The organism is Neisseria sp. P0014.S009 (assembly GCF_051958155.1).
GTDB lineage: Bacteria > Pseudomonadota > Gammaproteobacteria > Burkholderiales > Neisseriaceae > Neisseria > Neisseria flavescens_C.
The window spans coordinates 116,890-138,277 of record NZ_JBQCVS010000001.1 but is presented as its reverse complement, the minus strand read 5'-3'; the positions used below and the strand labels follow the sequence as shown (position 1 = coordinate 138,277).

20 protein-coding genes and 1 tRNA gene are annotated in these 21,388 nt (G+C 49.5%); 12 read left to right on the top strand and 9 right to left on the bottom strand.

Annotated features, from left to right (window positions below):
• The first annotated feature begins 69 nt into the window (after window positions 1-69).
• From ACTHS4_RS00685 to ACTHS4_RS00670, 4 genes are all read left to right on the top strand, one after another.
• Window positions 70-549: a copper chaperone PCu(A)C gene (locus ACTHS4_RS00685; protein ID WP_070826519.1), complete on the top strand. Its 480-nt coding sequence runs from the start codon at window positions 70-72 to the stop codon at window positions 547-549.
• Between the two features lie 126 nt (window positions 550-675).
• A complete protein-coding gene (mnmA, locus tag ACTHS4_RS00680; protein ID WP_440365354.1) occupies window positions 676-1,779 on the top strand; it encodes a tRNA 2-thiouridine(34) synthase MnmA in 1,104 nt (367 codons plus the stop codon).
• A 93-nt stretch (window positions 1,780-1,872) separates the two neighbouring features.
• Window positions 1,873-3,528: an AMP-binding protein gene (locus ACTHS4_RS00675; protein ID WP_440365352.1), complete on the top strand. Its 1,656-nt coding sequence runs from the start codon at window positions 1,873-1,875 to the stop codon at window positions 3,526-3,528.
• Between the two features lie 124 nt (window positions 3,529-3,652).
• On the top strand, window positions 3,653-5,287 hold the full coding sequence (locus ACTHS4_RS00670) for a CTP synthase (RefSeq protein WP_063076388.1): 1,635 nt from the start codon (window positions 3,653-3,655) through the stop codon (window positions 5,285-5,287).
• 62 nt (window positions 5,288-5,349) lie between these two features.
• Here ACTHS4_RS00670 and ACTHS4_RS00665 read toward each other — a convergent pair whose 3' ends face one another.
• A complete protein-coding gene (locus tag ACTHS4_RS00665; protein ID WP_440365349.1) occupies window positions 5,350-6,096 on the bottom strand; it encodes a carbonic anhydrase in 747 nt (248 codons plus the stop codon).
• A gap of 388 nt (window positions 6,097-6,484) precedes the next feature.
• Here ACTHS4_RS00665 and ACTHS4_RS00660 point away from each other — a divergent pair, with 388 nt between their 5' ends.
• Complete coding sequence (locus ACTHS4_RS00660; protein WP_440365347.1) at window positions 6,485-7,600, top strand: porin; 1,116 nt, start codon at window positions 6,485-6,487, stop codon at window positions 7,598-7,600.
• Between the two features lie 64 nt (window positions 7,601-7,664).
• Here ACTHS4_RS00660 and ACTHS4_RS00655 read toward each other — a convergent pair whose 3' ends face one another.
• Window positions 7,665-8,276: a CNP1-like family protein gene (locus tag ACTHS4_RS00655; RefSeq protein ID WP_070765099.1), complete on the bottom strand. Its 612-nt coding sequence runs from the start codon at window positions 8,274-8,276 to the stop codon at window positions 7,665-7,667.
• A gap of 108 nt (window positions 8,277-8,384) precedes the next feature.
• Here ACTHS4_RS00655 and ACTHS4_RS00650 point away from each other — a divergent pair, with 108 nt between their 5' ends.
• The 3 genes from ACTHS4_RS00650 (at window position 8,385) to pyrC (ending at window position 10,347) form a co-directional block, all read left to right on the top strand.
• Window positions 8,385-8,609 carry a sulfurtransferase TusA family protein gene (locus tag ACTHS4_RS00650; RefSeq protein ID WP_003681929.1) on the top strand — a complete coding sequence of 75 codons (225 nt, stop codon included), beginning with the start codon at window positions 8,385-8,387 and terminating at the stop codon, window positions 8,607-8,609.
• Between the two features lie 12 nt (window positions 8,610-8,621).
• On the top strand, window positions 8,622-9,215 hold the full coding sequence (locus ACTHS4_RS00645) for an NMCC_0638 family (lipo)protein (protein ID WP_070765098.1): 594 nt from the start codon (window positions 8,622-8,624) through the stop codon (window positions 9,213-9,215).
• A 97-nt stretch (window positions 9,216-9,312) separates the two neighbouring features.
• A complete protein-coding gene (gene pyrC / locus ACTHS4_RS00640; RefSeq protein ID WP_107697002.1) occupies window positions 9,313-10,347 on the top strand; it encodes a dihydroorotase in 1,035 nt (344 codons plus the stop codon).
• Between the two features lie 133 nt (window positions 10,348-10,480).
• On the opposite strand, the gene ACTHS4_RS00635 is transcribed toward pyrC, so the two are convergent.
• Window positions 10,481-11,044 carry an RBBP9/YdeN family alpha/beta hydrolase gene (locus tag ACTHS4_RS00635; RefSeq protein WP_114926113.1) on the bottom strand — a complete coding sequence of 188 codons (564 nt, stop codon included), beginning with the start codon at window positions 11,042-11,044 and terminating at the stop codon, window positions 10,481-10,483.
• Between the two features lie 230 nt (window positions 11,045-11,274).
• Window positions 11,275-12,273, bottom strand: coding sequence for a sulfate adenylyltransferase subunit CysD (cysD, locus tag ACTHS4_RS00630; RefSeq protein ID WP_440365345.1), 999 nt, complete (start codon window positions 12,271-12,273; stop codon window positions 11,275-11,277).
• A gap of 131 nt (window positions 12,274-12,404) precedes the next feature.
• Between cysD and trhA the strand changes: the two genes are divergently transcribed.
• A complete protein-coding gene (gene trhA, locus ACTHS4_RS00625; protein ID WP_049329915.1) occupies window positions 12,405-13,031 on the top strand; it encodes a PAQR family membrane homeostasis protein TrhA in 627 nt (208 codons plus the stop codon).
• A 58-nt stretch (window positions 13,032-13,089) separates the two neighbouring features.
• Here trhA and ACTHS4_RS00620 read toward each other — a convergent pair whose 3' ends face one another.
• Complete coding sequence (locus ACTHS4_RS00620) at window positions 13,090-14,520, bottom strand: alanine/glycine:cation symporter family protein (RefSeq protein WP_107697005.1); 1,431 nt, start codon at window positions 14,518-14,520, stop codon at window positions 13,090-13,092.
• Between the two features lie 364 nt (window positions 14,521-14,884).
• Between ACTHS4_RS00620 and ACTHS4_RS00615 the strand changes: the two genes are divergently transcribed.
• Window positions 14,885-15,613 (top strand): YebC/PmpR family DNA-binding transcriptional regulator, encoded by a 729-nt coding sequence (locus ACTHS4_RS00615; protein ID WP_049331317.1) that lies wholly within the window; start codon window positions 14,885-14,887, stop codon window positions 15,611-15,613.
• Window positions 15,614-15,673: 60 nt separating this feature from the next.
• Here ACTHS4_RS00615 and ACTHS4_RS00610 read toward each other — a convergent pair whose 3' ends face one another.
• The 4 genes from ACTHS4_RS00610 to tgt form a co-directional block, all read right to left on the bottom strand.
• On the bottom strand, window positions 15,674-16,165 hold the full coding sequence (locus tag ACTHS4_RS00610; protein WP_107768817.1) for a disulfide bond formation protein B: 492 nt from the start codon (window positions 16,163-16,165) through the stop codon (window positions 15,674-15,676).
• Window positions 16,166-16,370: 205 nt separating this feature from the next.
• Window positions 16,371-16,769, bottom strand: a complete 399-nt coding sequence (locus ACTHS4_RS00605) for a c-type cytochrome (RefSeq protein ID WP_440365343.1) — start codon at window positions 16,767-16,769, stop codon at window positions 16,371-16,373.
• A gap of 123 nt (window positions 16,770-16,892) precedes the next feature.
• Window positions 16,893-17,903, bottom strand: a complete 1,011-nt coding sequence (gene hemH / locus ACTHS4_RS00600; RefSeq protein ID WP_440365341.1) for a ferrochelatase — start codon at window positions 17,901-17,903, stop codon at window positions 16,893-16,895.
• A gap of 85 nt (window positions 17,904-17,988) precedes the next feature.
• The gene (tgt, locus tag ACTHS4_RS00595) at window positions 17,989-19,104 is read right to left on the bottom strand and encodes a tRNA guanosine(34) transglycosylase Tgt (protein ID WP_003745960.1); all 1,116 of its coding nucleotides are present in this window, start codon (window positions 19,102-19,104) and stop codon (window positions 17,989-17,991) included.
• Between the two features lie 237 nt (window positions 19,105-19,341).
• Here tgt and ACTHS4_RS00590 point away from each other — a divergent pair.
• Window positions 19,342-19,418 (top strand) — tRNA-Val (locus ACTHS4_RS00590).
• A 52-nt stretch (window positions 19,419-19,470) separates the two neighbouring features.
• On the top strand, window positions 19,471-21,384 hold the full coding sequence (gene thrS, locus ACTHS4_RS00585; RefSeq protein WP_440365340.1) for a threonine--tRNA ligase: 1,914 nt from the start codon (window positions 19,471-19,473) through the stop codon (window positions 21,382-21,384).
• Window positions 21,385-21,388 lie beyond the last annotated feature (4 nt).

Below are 21,388 nucleotides of genomic sequence, written 5' to 3'. Positions count from 1 at the left end.
TCAGACGGCCTTTGGTTGTAAGATGAAGGCTGTATATCCCAGCCATTTGGCAAACACAAGGAGCAAAACATGAAAAAATTAATGGCAACCCTGATTCTGGCAGGCTTGGCAACTTCCGTATCTGCAGCCGGTATCCATATTGAAGACGGTTGGGCACGTGCCACTGTCGAAGGTATGAAAATGGGTGGCGCATTCATGAAAATCCAAAACGATGAAGCCAAACAAGACTTCTTGGTAGGCGGCAGCAGCCCTGTTGCAGAACGCGTTGAAGTACACACCCATATTAACGACAACGGTGTTATGCGTATGCGCGAAGTTAAAGGCGGCGTGCCTTTGGCGGCAAAAAGCGTAACCGAGCTGAAACCAGGCAGCTACCACGTTATGTTCATGGGTCTGAAAAAACCGCTGAAAGAAGGCGAAAAAGTACCTGTAACCCTGAAATTCAAAAACGCGAAATCTCAAACTGTTGAGCTGGAAGTGAAAACTGCACCGCAATCCGGCATGGATCACGGTCACGGCCATGGTCATGGTGGCGCGCATCAGCACTAATTGATTGAATTTTAATATAAAGGCCGTCTGAAAGCCATTGGGCTTTCAGACGGCCTTTTCTGTCGTTAAATCAAAATGTGCTAAAATCAAGCTTTAAAAAATATATTTGAAACCCACATTCACCTCATGAATACTACCCCCACACCAACAAACATCATCGTCGGCCTTTCCGGCGGCGTCGATTCCTCCGTTACCGCAGCCCTACTCAAACAGCAAGGCCATCAAATCAGCGGCGTGTTCATGCAGAACTGGGAAGATGACGACAACGACGAATATTGCAGCATCAAACAAGATTCCTTTGATGCTATTGCCGTTGCCGATATCATCGGAATCGATATCGACATCGTCAATTTCGCAGCACAATACAAAGACAACGTATTTGCCTATTTCCTTAAAGAATACAGCGCAGGCCGCACGCCGAATCCGGATGTGTTGTGCAATGCCGAAATCAAATTCAAATGCTTTTTGGACTACGCCATAGAGCAGGGCGCCGATACCATTGCCACCGGACACTATGCCCGCAAAGAAGTTCGAAACGGCGTGCATTACCTGCTCAAAAGCTTGGATCAAAACAAAGACCAAAGCTATTTCCTGTACCGCCTCAAACCTTTCCAACTCGAGCGCGCGATTTTCCCATTGGGCGAGTTGGAAAAACCTGAAGTCCGCCGTCTTGCCGAAGAATTCAAATTACCGACTGCAACCAAAAAAGACAGTACCGGCATCTGCTTTATCGGCGAGCGCCCGTTCCGCGAATTTCTGCAAAAATACCTACCGACCAATAATGGCAAAATGGTTACCCCTGAAGGCAAAGTAGTCGGCGAACACGTCGGCTTGATGTTTTACACGCTGGGTCAACGCAAAGGCTTGGGTATCGGCGGCGCAGGCGAGCCGTGGTTTGTTGCGGCCAAGGATTTGACCAAAAACGAACTGATTGTCGTCCAAGGCCATGACCATCCTTTGCTTTATACGCAAAGCCTGATTATGAACGATTTGAGTTTCACATTGCCCGAACGTCCGAAAGAAGGCCGCTATACCTGCAAAACGCGCTACCGTATGGCTGACGCGCCTTGCACGTTGCGTTACTTGGATGATGAAACCATTGAGCTTGTCTTTGATGAGCCGCAATGGGCGGTAACCCCCGGACAATCAGCGGTACTGTACGACGGCGATGTATGCTTGGGCGGCGGTATCATCATGTCCACCGACAAGCCTGTCATTATTACAGCTTAATAAAAGGGCCGTCTGAAAACGAAGCGGCAGATTGAATAAAGCCTTTCAGACGGCCTCGATTTCAAAAAACGACTAAATAAAAGACTGATCAATATGGAAAAACTCTGGCTCAAAAGCTATGAACAAGGTGTCAACCCTGAAATCGATATCTCTCAATACAGCTCCATCAGCGACGTATTCCGTCAAAGTGTCGAGAAATTCGCAGATAAACCTGCTTTTCAAAACATGGGTAAAGCGCTGACTTATGCCGAAGTGGGCAAGTTGGCGACCGATTTTGCGTCTTACCTGCAAAACGTATTGAAACTGCCGCGCGGCGAGCGTGTGGCGATTATGATGCCGAACGTTTTGCAATATCCGATTGCGCTTTTCGGTATTTTGCATGCAGGTTTGGTGGCAGTGAATACGAATCCGCTTTATACGCCGCGCGAGTTGGAGCATCAGTTGAAAGACAGCGGCGCGACAACGATTGTCGTGTTGGAGAACTTTGCCAATACGTTGGAGTTGGTGTTGCCGCGTACGCAAATCAAACATGTAATTGTCGCGTCGGTCGGCGAGATGTTCGGCATGATTAAAGGCGCGTTGATGAACTTCGTCATCCGCAAAGTGAAAAAAATGGTGCCGGAATACCGCATTCCCAATACCATCACTTTTCAGACGGCCTTGAAGCAAGGTGCAGCCAATACGTTCAAACCAGTCGAATTGACGCGCGACGCTACTGCCTTGCTGCAATATACAGGTGGCACGACCGGTTTGGCGAAAGGCGCCGTCCTCAGCCACGGCAATATCTGCGCCAATATGTTGCAGGCAAAAGAATGGATTAGAAACAGCCTGCGTGAAGGCGAAGAAACGGTTATTGCCGCGTTGCCGCTTTATCATATCTTTGCCTTGACGGTAAACCTGATGATCTTTGCGAATACCGGTTCTAAAATCATCTTGATTACCAATCCGCGTGACATGAAAGGATTTATCGGTGAATTGAAAAAAGAGCCGATTAGCGTGTTTATTGGTGTGAATACTCTGTTTAATGCGATGGTTAACCGTCCAGATTTTGCCGAAGTCGATTTTTCCCGTTTGAAGCTGACTTTGGGCGGCGGTATGGCAACACAAAAAGCCGTGGCGGAAAAATGGAAAAAAATTACCGGTACGCCGATTGTGGAAGCTTACGGTTTGACCGAAGCCAGCCCGGGCGTATGTTGCAATCCTTTGAATATCGAGGCTTACAGCGGCGGTATCGGTTTGCCGGTTCCTTCGACCGAAGTCGAATTACGCGATGCGGACGGCAAAGAAGTGCCTATCGGACAGCCGGGCGAATTGTGGGTGCGCGGCCCGCAAGTGATGAAAGGCTATTGGAACCGTCCGGAAGAAACTGCCAAAGCAATCGATGCACGCGGCTTTTTGGAGACCGGCGACATTGCTGTAATGGATGAAAAAGGCTGGTTGAAGCTGGTTGACCGCAAAAAAGATTTGATTGTGGTATCCGGTTTCAATGTGTATCCGAACGAAATCGAAGAAGTGGTTGCCGGCAATGACAAAGTCTTGGAAGTCGCCTGTATCGGCGTGAAAAGTGAGAAAACCGGCGAAGCGATTAAGGTCTTCGTTGTGCGCAAAGATCCGTCTTTGACCAAGGAAGAACTGATCGATTTCTGCCGTAAAGAGCTGACTGCTTATAAAGTGCCGAAAGACATCGAATTCCGCGACGAGTTGCCAAAATCCAACGTTGGCAAAATCCTGCGCCGCGAGTTGCGCTGATATATAGAATCAGTATGATAAGGCCGTCTGAAAACGCTGTTTTCAGACGGCCTGAAGCTTTTGCCGTTTGCCAGAATATGCTGCTTCAAGTTAAAATCACACATTCCAACATGGGTATCACATCATGACTAAATTTATTTTCGTAACCGGCGGCGTTGTATCTTCTTTGGGTAAAGGTATCGCCGCCGCTTCTATTGCTACTATTCTCGAGTCGCGTGGCTTGAACGTGACCATGCTTAAGCTCGACCCGTATATCAACGTTGACCCGGGTACCATGAGCCCGTTTCAACACGGCGAAGTATTCGTGACCGATGACGGCGCGGAAACCGACCTCGACCTCGGTCACTACGAGCGTTTCATCAACGCCACAATGACCCGTCGCAACAGCTTCAGTACTGGCCAAGTCTATGAAAACGTGATTGCCAAAGAGCGTCGTGGCGACTATCTGGGCGGTACCGTACAAGTGATTCCGCACATTACCGATGAAATCAAACGCCGTATCCACGAAGGCGCGGCCGGTTATGATGTAGCGATTGTCGAAATCGGCGGTACAGTCGGCGACATCGAATCTTTGCCATTCTTGGAAGCTATCCGCCAAATGCGCAGCCAGCTCGGCCGCAACAATACATTGTTTGCCCACCTGAGCTATGTTCCTTACATTGCCGCCGCCGGTGAAATCAAAACCAAACCGACCCAACATACCGTTAAAGAAATGTTGAGCATTGGTTTGCAACCGGATATCCTGATCTGCCGTATGGACAGAGAAATGCCTGCGGACGAGCGCCGCAAGATTGCATTGTTCTGTAACGTTGAAGAACGTGCCATCGTGGGCAGCTACGATGTGGACAGTATTTACGAATGCCCTGAAATGCTGCACAACCAAGGCATCGACAGCATTATTACCGAGCAGCTCCAACTGAATGTCAAACAAGCTGATTTGACCGAATGGAAGAAAATCGTTCACGCGATTCGAAATCCGAAACATACCGTCAAAATCGCGATGGTTGGCAAATACGTTGATTTGACCGAGTCCTACAAATCATTGATCGAAGCCCTGAAACACGCCGGTATTCACACTGAAACCGACGTACAAATTACCTTTGTCGACAGCGAAAGCATCGAGAAGGGCAATGGAGATGTTTCCATGCTCAAAGGCATGGACGCGATTTTGGTGCCGGGCGGCTTCGGTTCACGCGGCGTGGAAGGTAAAATTGCCGCCGTACGCTATGCGCGTGAAAACAACGTACCATACTTGGGTATCTGCTTGGGCATGCAAATCGCCCTGATCGAATACGCCCGCGATGTTGCAGGCTTGAAAGGTGCGAACTCTACCGAGTTTGACTTGAAATGCGCCGCGCCTGTCGTTGCCCTAATTGATGAATGGCAAACTGCAGACGGCAGCGTAGAAACCCGTGACGAATCTGCCGATTTGGGCGGTACCATGCGTTTGGGTGCGCAAGAAGTTGATCTCAAACCGGGCAGCCTTGCCGCAAAAATCTACGGCAGCGAACATATCCGCGAACGCCATCGCCACCGCTACGAAGTTAACAACAACTATGTTCCTCAGTTGGAAAAAGCCGGTTTGGTCATCGGCGGCGTATCCGCAGGCCGCGAGCGTTTGGTTGAAACCATCGAATTGCCAAATCATCCTTGGTTCTTCGCGTGTCAGTTCCATCCGGAATTCACTTCCAATCCGCGCAAAGGCCATCCTTTGTTCAGCGCGTTTGTGAAAGCCGCGTTGGGTAACAAAAAAGCCTGATTGATGTGATTGAAAAAGCACCCGTTTCCGGGTGCTTTTTTGTTTTTAGACGGCCTTAGAAGTTATTTGTCTTCATTGACTTCGCGGTCGTTCAAAGGTTGTACGGGACGGTTGTTTTCGCCGCCGATAATGTCGCGCATGGCTTTAAACTGCGCCGCATCTGCCTGAACCGGAGTTTTTAAGACAACCCAAGTAACGTTTTCGCTGCAAGGCGGCGTTGTCAGCGAGCCTTTCAGTTGGAAGGACTTGCTATCTTTAGGCAGCAGGGCTTGGATATTCAGGTTTTTCAACGCTACGGATTCGCCCGCTTTCAGTTTTTTGGCTGTGAGTGCGGATAAGGCAGGATTGTTTTTGCCCGGTTTAAATACAGAGCCGATGACTGCCAAAGTACCGTCTTCGGCTTGATGGACGAAATGCGCTTCCATTGGGAAATGTTTGCCTTTGAAAGTATGTTCGCTCGGTGTATGGAAGTGGAATTGTTTGAAGGTATAGGTTTTACCGTTAATCACGATGGTTTGGGCCTTGCCTTGCGGCGTGGCTTGAAGGGTATGGCCGTTATTTTCTACTTTGTAGTCGGCGATGTTGTAACGGTATGCCAGTTGTTTGCCTTTTACTGCTTTTGTTGTGGAGAAGTCCACTGGAGATTGCTGTTTGCCTGTTTTGCAGACAGCAAAGTCTTCACTCAAATCACCCCAGTGTGCAGCATCGTTTTCACCTGTGTAAGACCAATGTGCATGATGGGTTTCGGCGGATACCGTTGCAGTGGAGACAGCCATTAGCAAAGATAAAAAGAGATGTTTGTTCAACATAAGGACTCCTGTTTATTTATATTAGGTAAAAGAAAAAATTTATACCAAATAAATTATTGATATAAAAAAGTTTCTTTATAAGAAGAAAGTTAATGATAGTGATAATTTGGGAATATTGGGTTGATATATGGCAAACATTTATCAAGCAATCATTTTTGATTAAATGATTACAATAATAGGGATGATTGTCCTTTCCATGACTTTGAATGGGAGAGGCCGTCTGAAATTTTTTTCAGACGGCCTGTTTTATTTGAAAATGTTGTAAAAAGTCTAAACTCTAATGAATAAAAGTGTCTATCAAGATGAAAGTAGTTGTTTGTAGCGTTGGAAAACATTAATATTGCTAAACGTGTTTTCACGAGATTTTAACTTTGTTTTGGAGAGAATAATGAAAAAATCGATTATCGCTTTGGTTATTGCCGGTTTGCCGCTGGCTGCCTCTGCAGAAGTGATTCTGTATGGTCAAATCAAAAGCAGCGTGACCGTCGGTCAAGTAAAAATCAAAGGTGACGCAGGTTCTGAAACCAGCTCTACCGCAACCAGCATCAATGACAATACCTCCCGTATCGGTTTTAAAGGTAGCGAGAACTTGGGCGGTGATTTGAAAGCCATCTGGCAAGTTGAACAAAAAACAGCCATTACCGGCGGTTCACAAGGTTTTGCCAATCGCGATTCCTTCATCGGTTTGCAAGGTAAATTCGGTAAGGTCCGTGCCGGTAAACTCAGCAATATGCTGAATGAAATGGACACCATCGATCCGTGGATGTACAAAACCAATGCCGCAGGCTTGGGCATCTTTACCCGTACCGGCAACCGTAATGCCGCTGTACGCTACGACAGCCCGGATTTTGGCGGATTCAAATTCAACGTGTCTTACGCACCGCGCGACAACCGCAATCCTTCAGACAAATACACGCACACCAAAGCGGCCAAAGACCAATACACCGGCGGTCTGAGCTTCTCTAAAAACGGCTTTACTGCCAATGCGGCTTACGGCCACTACAACGGCGCGTACACCGATAATTCTGGCAAAGTCAAAGCGGCACAAATCGCCAAAGTTGAAACTTATTACGACAAAGACAATCTCTTTGTCGGCGGCGGCGTACACTATGCCAAAGGCCATGAGACAGGCAACGAATATTTAGGCTATTTCACCGATGGTTTTAATGAGTACAAGGGTAGTGACATTACTGTCGATACAGGCAAATCTGAAGCCGTAAAAGTAGTTGATGCAGCGGTAACTGTCGGCTACAAATTCGGCAACGTTACCCCACGCATTACTTACGCACACGGCTGGCCTGCCAAGGGCGTGAACAGCGGCGAGAAATTGGTGGATAAATTCGACCAAGTCGTTGTCGGCGGTCAATACACCTTCAGCAAACGCACCGGCGTAGTTGCCCAACTGGCGTATCTGAAAGTCGGCAACAAAACCCGTCTGACTGCAGCCAACAAAGGTGGCGTTGAACAAAAAGCCGCTTCTGTGGGCCTGTATCACAAATTCTAAGCCGTTTTACAAAAACAAGGCCGTCTGAAAAATTTCAGACGGCCTTTTTCTTGATTAAAGCAGTTTATTTGTCGTGGTTGCTCAGCGTGGTACCGTGACGGCCGCCGCGTTCTTTCAAACGTTGTACCAAGCCTTCGACCGTTGTCGGCATGCCGTCGACACAGAATGCCTGATACAGGGCGGTGTGCATGGCGTCGTTGCGGCTGAACGCATTGCCGATCAGCTTCCAATCGCCTTTGCGTGGCTCGATCCAGCGGTGGTTTACTGTATCGCCGTAAGCGAATACTTTGTAAGACGAACGCTTGTCGTTGCTGTAAGTAAAGGACGTTCGGGCGCAATAGAGGCCTTCGACGGAGAGGTTGTCGTAGCCTTTGTCAGAGCGCACATTCAAGACGTAGCGGATGCTGTTGTCAGGCGCAGGCATGATTTGCAGGCTGCTGAGCAGGATTTTGGGCTGCTTGCCGTAGGTTTCGTTGACATAGAGGTCGAACCAATCGCCCGATTGGGTATCGGGCAGGGGCGGCAACTCGGCTTTGTGTTCTTTAAATTCGCGTGCGGCAACTTCTTCAGGGCTTTCCTGATAACGCGTGTTGGTCAGCGTATCCTTTTGGCTGAAACCCAAAGCAAATGCTTGAGTTGCGGCAAGGCTGAGAGCGAGAAGGGCAAAACGGCGCATAGACAGCTCCAAAGTGAAAAACGGCTTTATTTTATGGGCTTGCAGGGTGGGGTGCAAGTAAGTGCGGTATAATTGGCGTTAATTCTGATTAATATGACGAGTTTCATCATGAATACACAAACTCTGGATGTCATCGGTTTGAAATGCCCGTTGCCGATTTTGCGTGCCAAAAAAGCTTTGGCGCAAATGCAGGAAGGCGAAGTGCTGACCGTATTGGCCACCGATGGCGGCGCGCCCGGCGATTTTGAAGCGTTTTGCCGTCAGACCGGACATGTCTTGTTGGAATCGAGCGAGGCTGACGGCGTGTTCAAGCTGGTGTTGAAACACAAATAAAGGCCGTCTGAAATGTCTAAAGCCGTCGCGTTGTCTGCCGCCGTATTGGCCGTCTGCCTGAGTGCATGCGGCAATGAAGGCGTTTCACCGCAGAACGCTGCCGATTATGCCCAAAATGTAACCGACTTGTTCCGCCAAAGCTGCGTGGCCGCAGACGGCGATGCCGCCCTTGTCGGCGAGTTTGCCAATGCCAACAAGCTGGTTTTATTGTCGAAAAAAGATATTGCCGATTTGCCTGCCGGAATGATGGATTTGGAGGCATTAAGCATTTGGAAGAAAACGGTAAACGGCGCGGATTATTATTTGAGCCTGACTGAAAACAGTTGCAGCGTGCGCACGGCTAAAGCCGACGACCATCTGATTTTCAAACAATTTTTGGCTTTGGCAGAAAATCCGCCGCAAGGTTTGAACGCTGAATTGCGTGCCGATAATTTGGCGGAAACCCCGTTGCCTATGCGTCAGATTTCCTACGCATGGCGCGCGTCCGGCAGCCCGAAAGAAACCTTGCTGACCGTCAAAACAACGTCGTCCGAGTATTTTCCGGTACAGGCTGTTTTTTATCTGACTCATCATTCTTACGACAATAAGGCCGCCGTTTTGCCTTAGGCCGGTTGACGATTGAAACATCAAATTAATAGAAACCGTTACCGCCGAATAAAGGCCGTCTGAAACATTATCAAACCAAACCACTCGAAAGTAAGCTATGCAAACCCTGACCATCATCCGCCCCGACGATATGCACTTACACCTGCGCGATGGCGACGCGCTCAAAGCTGTTGCCCCATACACCGCCCGACAAATGGGCCGCGCGGTTATCATGCCCAACCTGAAGCCGCCCGTCGTCAGCGTTGCCGATGCCCAAGCATACAAAGAGCGCATTATGGCCGCCCTGCCAGAAGGCAGCACCTTCCAGCCGTTGATGACGCTTTATTTGACCGACAATGCCACTCCCGAACTTGTGCGTGAAGCCAAGGCTGCCGGTATCGTGGCTTTCAAACTCTATCCGGCAGGCGCGACCACCAATTCCGATTCCGGCGTGACCGACTTGTTTAAGCTGATTCCCGTGTTGGAAGAAATGGCGAAACAGGGCATTTTGTTCTTGGTTCACGGCGAAGTTACCGATCCTGAAATTGATATTTTCGACCGCGAAGCCGCCTTTATCGAACGCGTGATGAAGCCGGTTTTGGCGCAAGTGCCCAACCTCAAGGTCGTATTTGAACACATCACCACTGCCGAGGCAGCCCGATTGGTATTGGAAGCAGGCGATAATGTGGCCGCGTCTGTGACGCCGCAACACTTGCTGCTCAACCGCAACGACCTTTTGGTCGGCGGCGTACGCCCTCATCATTTCTGCCTGCCCGTACTCAAACGCGAAACCCACCGTCAGGCTTTGGTTGCCGCCGTTACCAGCGAGAAGGCGCACAAATTCTTCCTCGGCACGGACTCTGCGCCACATGCCAAAACTGCCAAAGAAAATGCTTGCGGTTGCGCCGGTATGTTCAGCGCGATGACTGCCATTGAGCTTTATGCCGAAGTGTTTGAGAAAGCAGGCGTGTTGGACAAACTGGAAGCCTTTGCTTCTAAAAACGGCCCGCGTTTCTACGGCCTGCCTGAAAATTCCGATACCATCACATTGGTCAAACAAACGCAAACCGTTCCTGCCAGCGTACCTTACGGCGATGGCGAGCTTGTACCGATGAGGGCCGGCGGCGAGATTGAATGGACGGTGCAATATTAAATTTGCCGGCAATGAGACATAAAAAGAAACAACCTGCTTGAAAGGGCAGGTTGTTTTTTATTGTTGTTCAGACGGCCTGTTATGGGGAAGGGAGGCTCACCAGGCCGTCTGAAAACCAAATTATATTGCGTGTTTATTCGGTCAACATGGGTTTCAGCACTTCCCAAGCCTGTGGCAGTTGGGTAAAGCCGTCCGAAGCCATCAAATGGCCGCCTTCGGGAATATGGGTAACAGGGCTTTTGAGTTTGGCCGCCATGTCCAAAGTCAGTTCGGGCGGAACATGGGTGTCGTTGTCGGAAACCAGGCAGTGTTTTGGCATGTCGATTTTGCGCAGGATGTCGAAATCGGGGGACGCTGCTTTAATGTAGGCATCGAGTGCGGGCAGGGGAGGCAACGTATCGGCAAAACCTGCGGCAAGCAGCAGACCGCCGATTTTTTGCGGTTGTTGGCGGCTGAGGAAGTGAAGGAGGGTAATGCAACCGAGGCTGTGGCCGACTAGGAAGGTATGGGCATCGGGCTTGCCGATGTGCTGGTCAAGGGTAAACTGCCACGCGGTCGTGCTTGGTTTGTCGGGATTGGGCATGGCGAGGGAGATTGCTTGTGCGCCGATACTTTTGATTTGGGCGCAAAGCCAGTCAAACCAGTTGCCGTGCGGATTGCCTTCAAAGCCATGTACGATATAAACGCGTCGATTCATGTTTCTCCTCCTTCAGACGGCCTGAGACTTTTGTCTAAATCTCTGCCTGTAAGCGTTTATTATACCATGTTTGTTTATGTTTTATTGTTTGCCGCTTGGTAAGGATGGTTGATTAAGCTTTTGTTGTTAAATGATATTTGCAAGAATAGTAAAGCAAACAACACGGCAGCAGCGGATGGCGTTGCCGTGTTGTTCGGGTTTGAAATATATGGGCCGTCTGAAAAATCGGCTTAGAAATAGCCTTGTTTTTTGCGCTCTTCCATTGCCGCTTCCGATACGCGGTCGTCCATGCGTGTGGCGCTGCGTTCGGAAAGGGTCGCGGCGGCGGTTTCAGCAATGATGTCTTCCGGCGTGGCGGCGGTGCTGGCAACAGGGCAGGTGCATGAAATATCGCCGACGGTGCGGAAACGGACATCGCGGATTTGGGCAACTTCGCCTTCGCGTTTGGGGGTCAACGGGGTAACGGGAACGAGCAGGCCGTTTCGTTCGACAACTTCGCGTTTGTGGGCGTAATAAATCGGCGGCAGGGCGAGTTTTTCGCGTGCAATGTATTGCCAGATGTCCAATTCCGTCCAGTTGGAAATCGGGAAAACGCGCATGTTTTCGCCTTGGAACAGGCGCGTATTGTAGAGCGACCATAATTCGGGACGTTGGTTTTTGGGATCCCATTGGCCGAACTCGTCGCGGAAAGAGAAGATGCGTTCTTTGGCGCGCGCTTTTTCTTCATCACGGCGCGCGCCGCCCATCAACGCATCAAAGCCTTGTTCTTCGATGGTTTCAACCAGCGTAACGGCTTGGGCGGCGTTGCGAGAATCAGTTTCTCGGCGCAAGACGACGCTGCCTTTGCGGATGGACTCTTCTACGCTGCCGACCACAAGTTGTATGCCGGTACGCGCAACCGTGTCGTCGCGGAACTGAATCACTTCGGGGTAGTTGTGGCCGGTATCGACGTGCAGGAGTTTGAACGGCAGCTTCAGCGGGCGGCCTTCGATTTGGAAGGCTTTGACGGCAAGCGCCAGCAATACGACGGAGTCTTTGCCGCCGGAAAACAGCAAGGCCGGATTTTGGGCATTGGCAATGACTTCGCGGATGATGTAGATGGATTCGGCCTCGAGCCAGTCGAGGTGGTGGTTTTGGATAGACATTTTTTCTCTCTTTGCAACCTTGGCGACAGTCGATACTTTAGTGAGGCCGTCTGAAAAAGGGAAAGAATGGTTTGTTTGTTGCAAAGATGTTTTTGTTATATTGCCCGAGTGTGTTTTCAGACGGCCTTTGCACTTTAACTTATTTTTAACCCGATTTCTCTGACGAAGCGCCTGTCTTGGCGTACACTTTGGTCTTTTATAAATGAGAATGGTTTATGTATCACGGCGAGAGATTTAATGCGTACAGCCATTTGGCCGGTTTCTTATTGGCAGTGGCGGCGTTGGTGCTGATGCTGGTGAAAGCGGTGGAATCGGCGGACGGCTATCGGATTGCCGGTGCACTGACTTACGGAGTCTGCCTGTTGCTTTTGTATTTGGGCTCAACCTTATACCACAGCATTCCGCAGCCGAAAGCCAAGGCGATTTTGCAAAAGGTCGATCATTGTATGATTTATCTTTTGATTGCTGGCAGCTATACGCCGTTTACGCTGATTACCCTTCAGGGCGGTTGGGGCTGGTCGCTTTTCGGCGTGTCGTGGGGGCTGGCTTTGCTGGGCATTGTTCAGGAGCTGACGATTGGGCGCAAAAGCGAGAAGCGGCTACTGTCGATGGTGATTTATGTGTTGATGGGCTGGTTGATTGTAGTGGCGGTATGGCCGCTGATACAGTCGCTTTCGGCCGGCGGGTTGTTTTGGCTGGTGTTGGGAGGCGTATTGTATAGCGCAGGGATTTATTGGTTTATCAACGATACGAAAATCCGCCACGGCCACGGTATCTGGCACTTGTTTGTTTTGGCAGGCAGTTTGACGCAATTTATCAGCATTTATTTTTATGTGTTGTAGTTTCAGACGGCCTGAAATAAAAAACCTCTCAGTTTGACTGAGAGGTTTTTGTTTGTCGTTAACCTGGGTTTTTGTCATGGAATTCGTGGAATTCGTAGTTGTAGGTCAACTCTTTGCCGGCTTTGGTTTGCGCCAGATAATCGTCGTAAACCGCACGGATTTCCTTACGCAGCAGGAAGAGGGCGATTAAGTTCGGCAAGACCATAAAGCCGTTGAACATATCGGACATGCTCCAAACCAAATCCACTTTGCCCAAGGTACCCAATACGATGGCCACCAAAACCAGTGCGCGGTAGATGCCCAAGTGTTTGCCGCGGAACAGGAAGCGGATATTGGATTCGCCGAAGTAGTACCAGCCGATGATGGTGGTAAAGGCGAAGAAGGTCAGACAGACGGCGAGCAGTTGCGAACCGAAACCCGGGAAGGCTTTGTTAAAAGCCAGTTGGGTAACCGCAGCGCCGGTTTCGCCGGACAGGTTGGCGTCGGTCAGCAGGATAATCAGCGCGGTTGCCGTGCAGACCATCAGCGTATCGATAAAGATACCGATAAACGCGGCCATACCTTGTTGTACAGGGTGTTTGACGTTGGCGGTCGCGTGAGCGTGCGGGGTCGAACCCATACCGGCTTCATTGGAAAACAGGCCGCGTGCCACACCGAAGCGGACGGCCTCGCGCATACCGATACCGGCCGCACCACCCAATACCGCTTCAGGATTGAAGGCGGCGACAAAGATACTGTGGAACATCGGGATGATGTGGTCGGAGAATTTGAACAAAATAATCACGGCACATAAGATGTAAATCACCGCCATAAACGGCACGACAAATTGCGCGATACCGGCAATGCGGTTGATGCCACCGATGATGATCAGGCCGGCGAATACCGCCAAAGCAATGCCGACAGCCATCGGAGGAATATCGAAAGCCAAATTCATGGCCGAGGCGATGGAGTTGGATTGGGTCGCGTTACCGATGAAACCCAGCGCGATAATCAAGGCGATAGAGAAAAAGCCTGACAGGAAACGCGCCGCGCCACGGCCGATTTTCGGCGTCAGACCATGCGTAATGTAAAATGCAGGGCCGCCGATGTATTTGCCGTGGCTGACCACGCGGTATTTTTGCGCCAAAACGGCTTCTGCAAAAATGGTAGACATACCCAAAATGGCAGACAACCACATCCAAAAAATGGCACCCGGGCCGCCGGCAGTAATCGCAGTGGCGACACCGGCAACGTTACCGGTACCGATTTGCGCGGAAATCGCCACGGCAAGCGCTTGAAATTGAGACAGGGATTTGCCTTCGTGGTCTTTGTCTTTTTTGCTGAACAAGCCGCCGAAAACGGCTTTAAAACCCGCCCCCAATTTGGTAACTTGCGGCGCGCCCAAGTACAGGGTAAAAAACAGGCCGATACCGATTAAGGCGTAAATCAGCAGGTAGTCCCAAAGAACCTGATTGACTGCACCCACCAGAGCAGACAATATTTCTTCCATAATAAAACCTTTAATAAAAACAATAAAAATAAAATGATACGGGTAACTACTCCCACTCATTTTTCGCAGTTGGCAATATCGGCGAGCAGGCCGTTTTGCCATTCGATACCGGTTAAGTTGTTAACAATTTTGACCGATTTTGTCATCATACCGTAAACCTTCGTGAATTAAAACGAAAAACTGACAAAGGTTTGCCGCAAATGTGCTTCTTTATTTAAAAAAGGTTTTTTTGTTTTCAGACGGCCTTTTTTGCAAATGTTCGGGCCGTCTGAATATTTTGGCTAAAGGCAACTTATGATAAAATGCACGCCTTACAAATGAAGCAAATTCCGCCTCAATGCGTGAAAAAACGAAAGGAATCAACATGGCAGGCCATAGTAAGTGGGCAAATATCCAACACAAAAAAGCCCGACAAGATGCCAAACGCGGCAAAATCTTCACCCGTCTGATTAAAGAAATTACCGTTGCTGCCCGCATGGGCGGCGGCGATCCCGGCGCAAACCCGCGCCTGCGCCTGGCTTTGGAAAAAGCCGCTGAAAACAATATGCCTAAAGACAACGTGCAACGTGCCATCGATAAAGGTACGGGCAATCTAGAAGGCGTGGAATACATCGAGTTGCGTTACGAAGGCTACGGCATCGGCGGCGCGGCTTTGATGGTGGACTGTCTGACCGACAACAAAACCCGTACCGTTGCCGATGTACGCCATGCGTTCACTAAAAACGGCGGTAACTTGGGTACCGACGGCTGCGTAGCGTTCAACTTCGTTCATCAAGGCTATTTGGTGTTTGAACCGGGTGTTGACGAAGATGCGCTGATGGAAGCGGCTTTGGAAGCAGGTGCGGAAGACGTGATCACCAACGACGACGGTTCTATCGAAGTGGTTACCGCGCCGAACGACTGGGCGGGCGTGAAAGCAGCATTGGAAGCCGCAGGTTACAAATCTGTTGACGGTGACGTTACCATGCGCGCCCAAAACGAAACCGAGTTAAGCGGCGAAGATGCGGTTAAGATGCAAAAACTGATTGACGCATTGGAAGATTTGGACGACGTACAAGACGTTTACACTTCTGCCGTGTTGAATCTGGACTAAACAGTTTAAAGAACAAAAGGCCGTCTGAAATTTCAGACGGCCTTTTTATATCGAAACCAATCAGATTTTTCTGGTTTTCAACCAAGCCCAAAGCAGCAGCAATACGACGAAGCTGAAATACAAAATACTCCACACCGGCAGGGCGACGCCGAATAGATAGTCCGGCTCGGCGCAGTTGCCAAAGCCGCGGACGATGGGTTCAAACCAATCGAACAAAGGCCAGTCGCGCAGGCGGAAGGTCCAAGGTGCGCCGCAAGAAGGGGCGGTGCCGGGTGGCAGGCTTTGCAGCCAAATTTGATAGGCGGCGACACCGGCGCCGTAAACGGCCGGAGCGGCAATCAACAATGCCGAGAGCGAGCGTGTAAATTTGGAAGATTGCGAACTGAAGGCTGTAACAATGGCCAACAGCCCGACAGCCAATACGCATAAGCGTTGCAGGATGCACAATACGCACGGGTTCATGCCCAAAACGTATTGGGAAATAAATGAGCCGCAGGCGGCAAATATGGAGAGGACGACTAGAAATAAAACAGTCTTGCGGAAAAAGTTCATGACATAAAACCTTTCAGACGGCCTGGACGCAAAACAGCCGCTAAATAATGTTTACTTTAACACAAAACGCATATGCTTTTTTCGGTTTGACGGTTTTTTGCGTATGTTTGTTGATGTTGCATAACCATAAATATGGAAACAAAAATGTGTTCCATATCGAAAAGGCCGTCTGAAATATTCAGACGGCCTTTATGGGAGAGACGTTTTATTTTTTCCCGTGAGATTTTTTGACATCTGCTTCAGTAATCGTACCGCCGCCATTATTGAAGGCGTTCATGATGTAAGTGGCAACGGCGGCAACATCGGCATCATTGATGGCAGTAGAAGGCATGAAGCCGTTGTAGGATTTGCCGTTTACTGTAATCGGGCCGTTGATGCCTTTGGTCATGCTTTGCAACAGGACTTGCGGTTTTTTATTGATATAGTCGGACTGGAACAGTGGCGGGAACATGGCACCACGGCCTTCGCCTTTTTTGCCGTGGCAGGCGGCGCAGTTGGTTTCGTAAATCTTTTGTCCTTTGCTCATCAGCGTGGCATCAGCGGCAAAAGCGGTTGGGATGCTGAGTGCGGTCAGAAGGAGCAGGATAGGGCGGAGTGCAGTCATGATGTGTTCCTTTTTGAGTAGTGTTGTTTTTGATGGCTACACGCTTGGTTTGCGTTTTAATAGCTTGATGATAACGCTAAAGGCCGTCTGAAAGTAGATTTTTCAGACGGCCTTTGGTTTAGGTCAAATCCAGCCTTGCAGATTAGCCCGACTTAATTGTACAAGTGCGGCAATCCAGTCGGCGGAATCGTTGAGGCAGGGGATGTAACGGTATTCTTTGCCGCCTGCGGCGTGGAATTGTTCACGTCCCATAATGGCGATTTCTTCCATGGTTTCGAGGCAGTCGGCCAGGAAGCCGGGGCAGAATACGTCGAGTTTGGTCGTGCCTTGTTTCGGCAGCTGATCAAACAGAGCTTGCGTGCTGGGCTTGATCCATTGGGATTTGCCAAACTGGCTTTGGAAAGAAACGATGTATTCTTGTTCGGACAAGCCCAATGCCTGCGCGAGCAGTTTGGCGGTATGGTGGCACTCGTCAGGATAGGGGTCGCCGTCGTCGTGATGCTTTTGCGGAATGCCGTGGAAGCTCAACATCAGTTTTTCACCGCGTCCGTTTTGGGCCCAATAGGCTTCAATATGCTGCTTCATGGCTTGAATATAGGCGGCATCGTCGTAATAACGGGAGACGGTGCGGACACTCATTTGGTTGCGTTGCAGCAATAACTCTTGAAACACTTTGTCCAAAGCCGCGCCGGTAGAAGAGCCGGCATATTGCGGATAGAGCGGGATGACCAGCAATTTGCCCACGCCTTGGGCTTTGAGTTCCGCCAAAACGTCGGCAACGCTTGGATTGCCGTAAGTCATTGCATGACGGATGATGACATCGGGCAAATGTTTGGTCAGGGCTTCTGCTTGGCGGTGTGTGTAAACCTCAAGCGGCGAACCTTCTTTAAACCAAACTTTTTCATAGGCATGCGCGCTTTTTTTCGGGCGAAAAGTCAATACCAAGCCGCGCAATATCGGTTGCCATAAGAGCTTGGGCAGTTCGACAACACGTTGATCGGACAGAAATTCTTTCAAGTAAGGCTTGACTGCGGCAGCAGTGGGCGCGTCAGGCGTGCCGAGGTTGAGCAGCAGGATGGCGGTGCGGTTTTGTGCGGTGTAGGCTAAGGGCGGTTCGGTATGGAAACGGGACATGATTGTGCTTTATTAATTAAGAATATTGAGGCCGTCTGAAAAGCAGTTTGAATTAAAACCTGATTTCAGACGGCCTTTTAAAGGATTAATCCACACCGCGGGCGCGGTTTTCATGGAATTGCGCCTGCCAATCGGCAAATTTGCCTTGTTCGATGGCTTCGCGCATTTCTGCCATGATGACTTGGTAGAAGTGCAGATTGTGGATGGTGTTGAGCTGTGCGCCCAAGATTTCGCCGACACGGTGCAGATGGTGCAGGTAGGAGCGGCTGAAATTCTGACAGGCGTAGCAGGTGCAGCTTTCATCAATCGGACGCTTGTCGAGTTTGTGTTTGGCGTTTTTGATCTTCAAATCGCCAAAACGGGTAAACAGCCAGCCGTTACGCGCATTGCGGGTGGGCATGACGCAGTCGAACATATCCACGCCGTGTGCCACGCCGTATACCAAATCTTCAGGCGTGCCGACGCCCATCAAATAATGAGGTTTGTGTTCCGGCAGGATAGGGCCGACGGCGCGCAACATACGGTACATTTCGGGTTTAGGTTCGCCAACGGACAAGCCGCCGATGGCCAAGCCGGGGAAATCGAGCTCTTCCAAGCCTTTCAGCGACTCTTCGCGCAAATCTTCATACATCGCGCCTTGGACAATACCAAACAGCGCATTCGGGTTTTTCAGGTCTTCAAAAGCCTTTTTGCTTCGTTCCGCCCAGCGCAGGCTCATTTGCAGCGATTTTTGCGCTTGGCTGTGCGTTGCTTCGCCAGGGGTGCATTCGTCCAACTGCATCACGATGTCGGAATTCAACACAGTTTGGATTTTCATCGACACTTCGGGCGAGAGGAACAGTTTGTCGCCGTTGATCGGGCTTTGGAATGTACAGCCTTCTTCGGTCAGCTTACGCATGTCGGACAACGAAAATACTTGGAAACCGCCCGAGTCGGTCAAAATCGGTTTATCCCAACCGATAAATTCGTGCAGGCCGCCGAATTGTTCAATGACTTCCAAACCGGGGCGCAGCCACAGATGGTAAGTGTTGCCTAAAATGATTTGCGCTTTGATATCATGCAGGTTTTGCGGGTTCATCGCTTTGACCGAACCATAAGTGCCGACCGGCATAAATACCGGCGTTTCGATTTTGCCGTGGTTCAGTTCCAAAGTGCCGCGTCGGGCATGACCGTCTTTTTTGTGTAAGGTAAATTTGAGCATAGTAATAATAGATTGGACGTTCGCGTGTGTGCGAAATGAAAGGGCAGATTATAAAGGATTTTTCGTTGGTTGACGGCTGGATTTTATCTTTGTCAAAACAATGCTTCAGACGGCCTGAATGACGGAGGAAATAAAAAATGAGGTATAAATCAAACAAAAATATTCAGGCCGTCTGAAAAGTATTTACAGATGCTTGCAAAAGGGAACACGCTTCGTTACAATAAGCGACTTAGATGAAGGCACATAGCTCAGTTGGTTAGAGCACCACCTTGACATGGTGGGGGTCGTTGGTTCGAGTCCAATTGTGCCTACCAAATTTCCATAACGGCTTTATGCCGTTATTTTTTAATGTTTTGGAGCTTTCTGATGTTGAACATTACCTTGCCGGACGGTTCGGTCCGCCAATATGAATCACCCGTTACCGTGGCGCAAATTGCAGCGTCTATCGGTGCAGGTTTGGCAAAGGTAACGGTAGCGGGCAAGGTTAACGGTAAATTGGTGGATGCTTGCGATCCGATTACCGAAGATGCCCATGTTCAAATCATTACGCCTAAAGACAAAGAAGGTGTGGAAATTATCCGCCACTCCTGCGCGCACTTGGTCGGTCATGCGGTCAAGCAGCTCTACCCAGATGCCAAAATGGTTATCGGCCCGGTTATTGAAGACGGGTTCTATTACGATATCGCAACTGAAAAACCATTTACGCCTGATGATGTGGCCGCTATCGAAGCGCGCATGAAGGAGTTGATTGCACAAGACTATGACGTCATTAAAGTGATGACGCCTCGTGCAGAAGTCGTCAAAATTTTCCAAGATCGCGGCGAAGAGTACAAATTACGTCTGATTGAAGACATGCCTGAAGTGGAAGCAATGGGTATGTATCATCATCAAGAATACGTCGATATGTGCCGCGGTCCTCACATTCCCAATACCCGTTTCTTGAAAAACTTTAAGCTGACCAAACTGGCAGGTGCATACTGGCGCGGCGACAGCAATAATGAAATGTTGCAACGTATTTACGGTACGGCTTGGGCAAGTAAAGACGAACTAAAAGCCTATATCCAACGCATCGAGGAAGCGGAAAAACGCGACCACCGTAAGCTGGGTAAACAATTGGATTTGTTCCACCTGCAAGATGAAGCACCGGGCATGGTGTTCTGGCATCCTAAAGGCTGGGCTTTGTGGCAAGTGATTGAGCAGCATATGCGCAAAGAACTGAATGCTGCTGGTTATAAAGAGGTGAAAACACCTCAGATTATGGATAAAACCTTCTGGGAAAAATCTGGCCACTGGGAAAACTATAAAGACAATATGTTCGTGACCAGTTCCGAAAAACGTGAATACGCGGTTAAACCGATGAACTGTCCGGGTCATGTACAAATTTTTAATAACGGCTTGCGCTCATATCGCGATTTGCCAATGCGTTTGGCCGAGTTCGGTTCTTGCCACCGCAATGAACCAAGCGGTGCGTTGCATGGTCTGATGCGTGTTCGCGGTTTTGTGCAGGATGATGCGCACATCTTCTGTACCGAAGATCAAATCGTTGATGAAGCACGTGCATTCAATGAATTGCTTGTTCGCATTTACAGACAATTCGGCTTCCATGATGTTGCTGTGAAGTTGTCCCTCCGCCCTGAACAACGTGCAGGTTCTGACGAAGTCTGGGATAAGGCCGAACAAGGTTTGCGTGATGCATTGACCGCTTGCGGTGTAGAGTGGGAAGAATTGCCTGGCGAAGGCGCATTCTATGGTCCTAAGATTGAATATCATGTCAAAGATGCCTTGGGTCGCTCTTGGCAGTGCGGTACCCTGCAGTTGGACTTCGTATTGCCGGAGCGTTTGAATGCCGAATATGTAACTGAAAACAACGACCGTGCGCGTCCTGTAATGTTGCACCGTGCTATTTTGGGTTCGTTGGAGCGCTTCATCGGTATTCTGATTGAAAACCATGCAGGCTCATTCCCATTGTGGCTTGCTCCGGTTCAAATGGTGATTATGAATATCACCGAGAACCAAGCAGATTATTGTCGCGAAGTGGCTGCCAAATTGCAGGCGGCAGGCTTCCGTGTCGAATTGGATTTGCGTAACGAAAAAATCGGTTACAAAATCCGCGACAATAGCCAATACCGTTTCCCTTATCAAATCGTTGTCGGCGATAAAGAGAAACAAGAAAACAAAGTTGCGGTACGCCGCAAAGCAGAAGACTTGGGTTCTTTGAATGTAGATGATTTTATTGCGCAATTGCAGCAAGAAATCACTGATGCCCTCGTCAATCATTAATTTT

Excerpts from the sequence above, each read along its gene's own strand:
- ACTHS4_RS00685 (WP_070826519.1), top strand. The coding sequence starts at position 70 with ATGAAAAAATTAATGGCAACCCTGATTCTGGCAGGCTTGGCAACTTCC.
- mnmA (WP_440365354.1), top strand. The coding sequence starts at position 676 with ATGAATACTACCCCCACACCAACAAACATCATCGTCGGCCTTTCCGGC.
- ACTHS4_RS00675 (WP_440365352.1), top strand. The coding sequence starts at position 1,873 with ATGGAAAAACTCTGGCTCAAAAGCTATGAACAAGGTGTCAACCCTGAA.
- ACTHS4_RS00670 (WP_063076388.1), top strand. The coding sequence starts at position 3,653 with ATGACTAAATTTATTTTCGTAACCGGCGGCGTTGTATCTTCTTTGGGT.
- ACTHS4_RS00665 (WP_440365349.1), bottom strand. The coding sequence starts at position 6,096 with ATGTTGAACAAACATCTCTTTTTATCTTTGCTAATGGCTGTCTCCACT.
- ACTHS4_RS00660 (WP_440365347.1), top strand. The coding sequence starts at position 6,485 with ATGAAAAAATCGATTATCGCTTTGGTTATTGCCGGTTTGCCGCTGGCT.
- ACTHS4_RS00655 (WP_070765099.1), bottom strand. The coding sequence starts at position 8,276 with ATGCGCCGTTTTGCCCTTCTCGCTCTCAGCCTTGCCGCAACTCAAGCA.
- ACTHS4_RS00650 (WP_003681929.1), top strand. The coding sequence starts at position 8,385 with ATGAATACACAAACTCTGGATGTCATCGGTTTGAAATGCCCGTTGCCG.
- ACTHS4_RS00645 (WP_070765098.1), top strand. The coding sequence starts at position 8,622 with ATGTCTAAAGCCGTCGCGTTGTCTGCCGCCGTATTGGCCGTCTGCCTG.
- pyrC (WP_107697002.1), top strand. The coding sequence starts at position 9,313 with ATGCAAACCCTGACCATCATCCGCCCCGACGATATGCACTTACACCTG.
- ACTHS4_RS00635 (WP_114926113.1), bottom strand. The coding sequence starts at position 11,044 with ATGAATCGACGCGTTTATATCGTACATGGCTTTGAAGGCAATCCGCAC.
- trhA (WP_049329915.1), top strand. The coding sequence starts at position 12,405 with ATGTATCACGGCGAGAGATTTAATGCGTACAGCCATTTGGCCGGTTTC.
- ACTHS4_RS00620 (WP_107697005.1), bottom strand. The coding sequence starts at position 14,520 with ATGGAAGAAATATTGTCTGCTCTGGTGGGTGCAGTCAATCAGGTTCTT.
- ACTHS4_RS00615 (WP_049331317.1), top strand. The coding sequence starts at position 14,885 with ATGGCAGGCCATAGTAAGTGGGCAAATATCCAACACAAAAAAGCCCGA.
- ACTHS4_RS00610 (WP_107768817.1), bottom strand. The coding sequence starts at position 16,165 with ATGAACTTTTTCCGCAAGACTGTTTTATTTCTAGTCGTCCTCTCCATA.
- ACTHS4_RS00605 (WP_440365343.1), bottom strand. The coding sequence starts at position 16,769 with ATGACTGCACTCCGCCCTATCCTGCTCCTTCTGACCGCACTCAGCATC.
- hemH (WP_440365341.1), bottom strand. The coding sequence starts at position 17,903 with ATGTCCCGTTTCCATACCGAACCGCCCTTAGCCTACACCGCACAAAAC.
- tgt (WP_003745960.1), bottom strand. The coding sequence starts at position 19,104 with ATGCTCAAATTTACCTTACACAAAAAAGACGGTCATGCCCGACGCGGC.
- thrS (WP_440365340.1), top strand. The coding sequence starts at position 19,471 with ATGTTGAACATTACCTTGCCGGACGGTTCGGTCCGCCAATATGAATCA.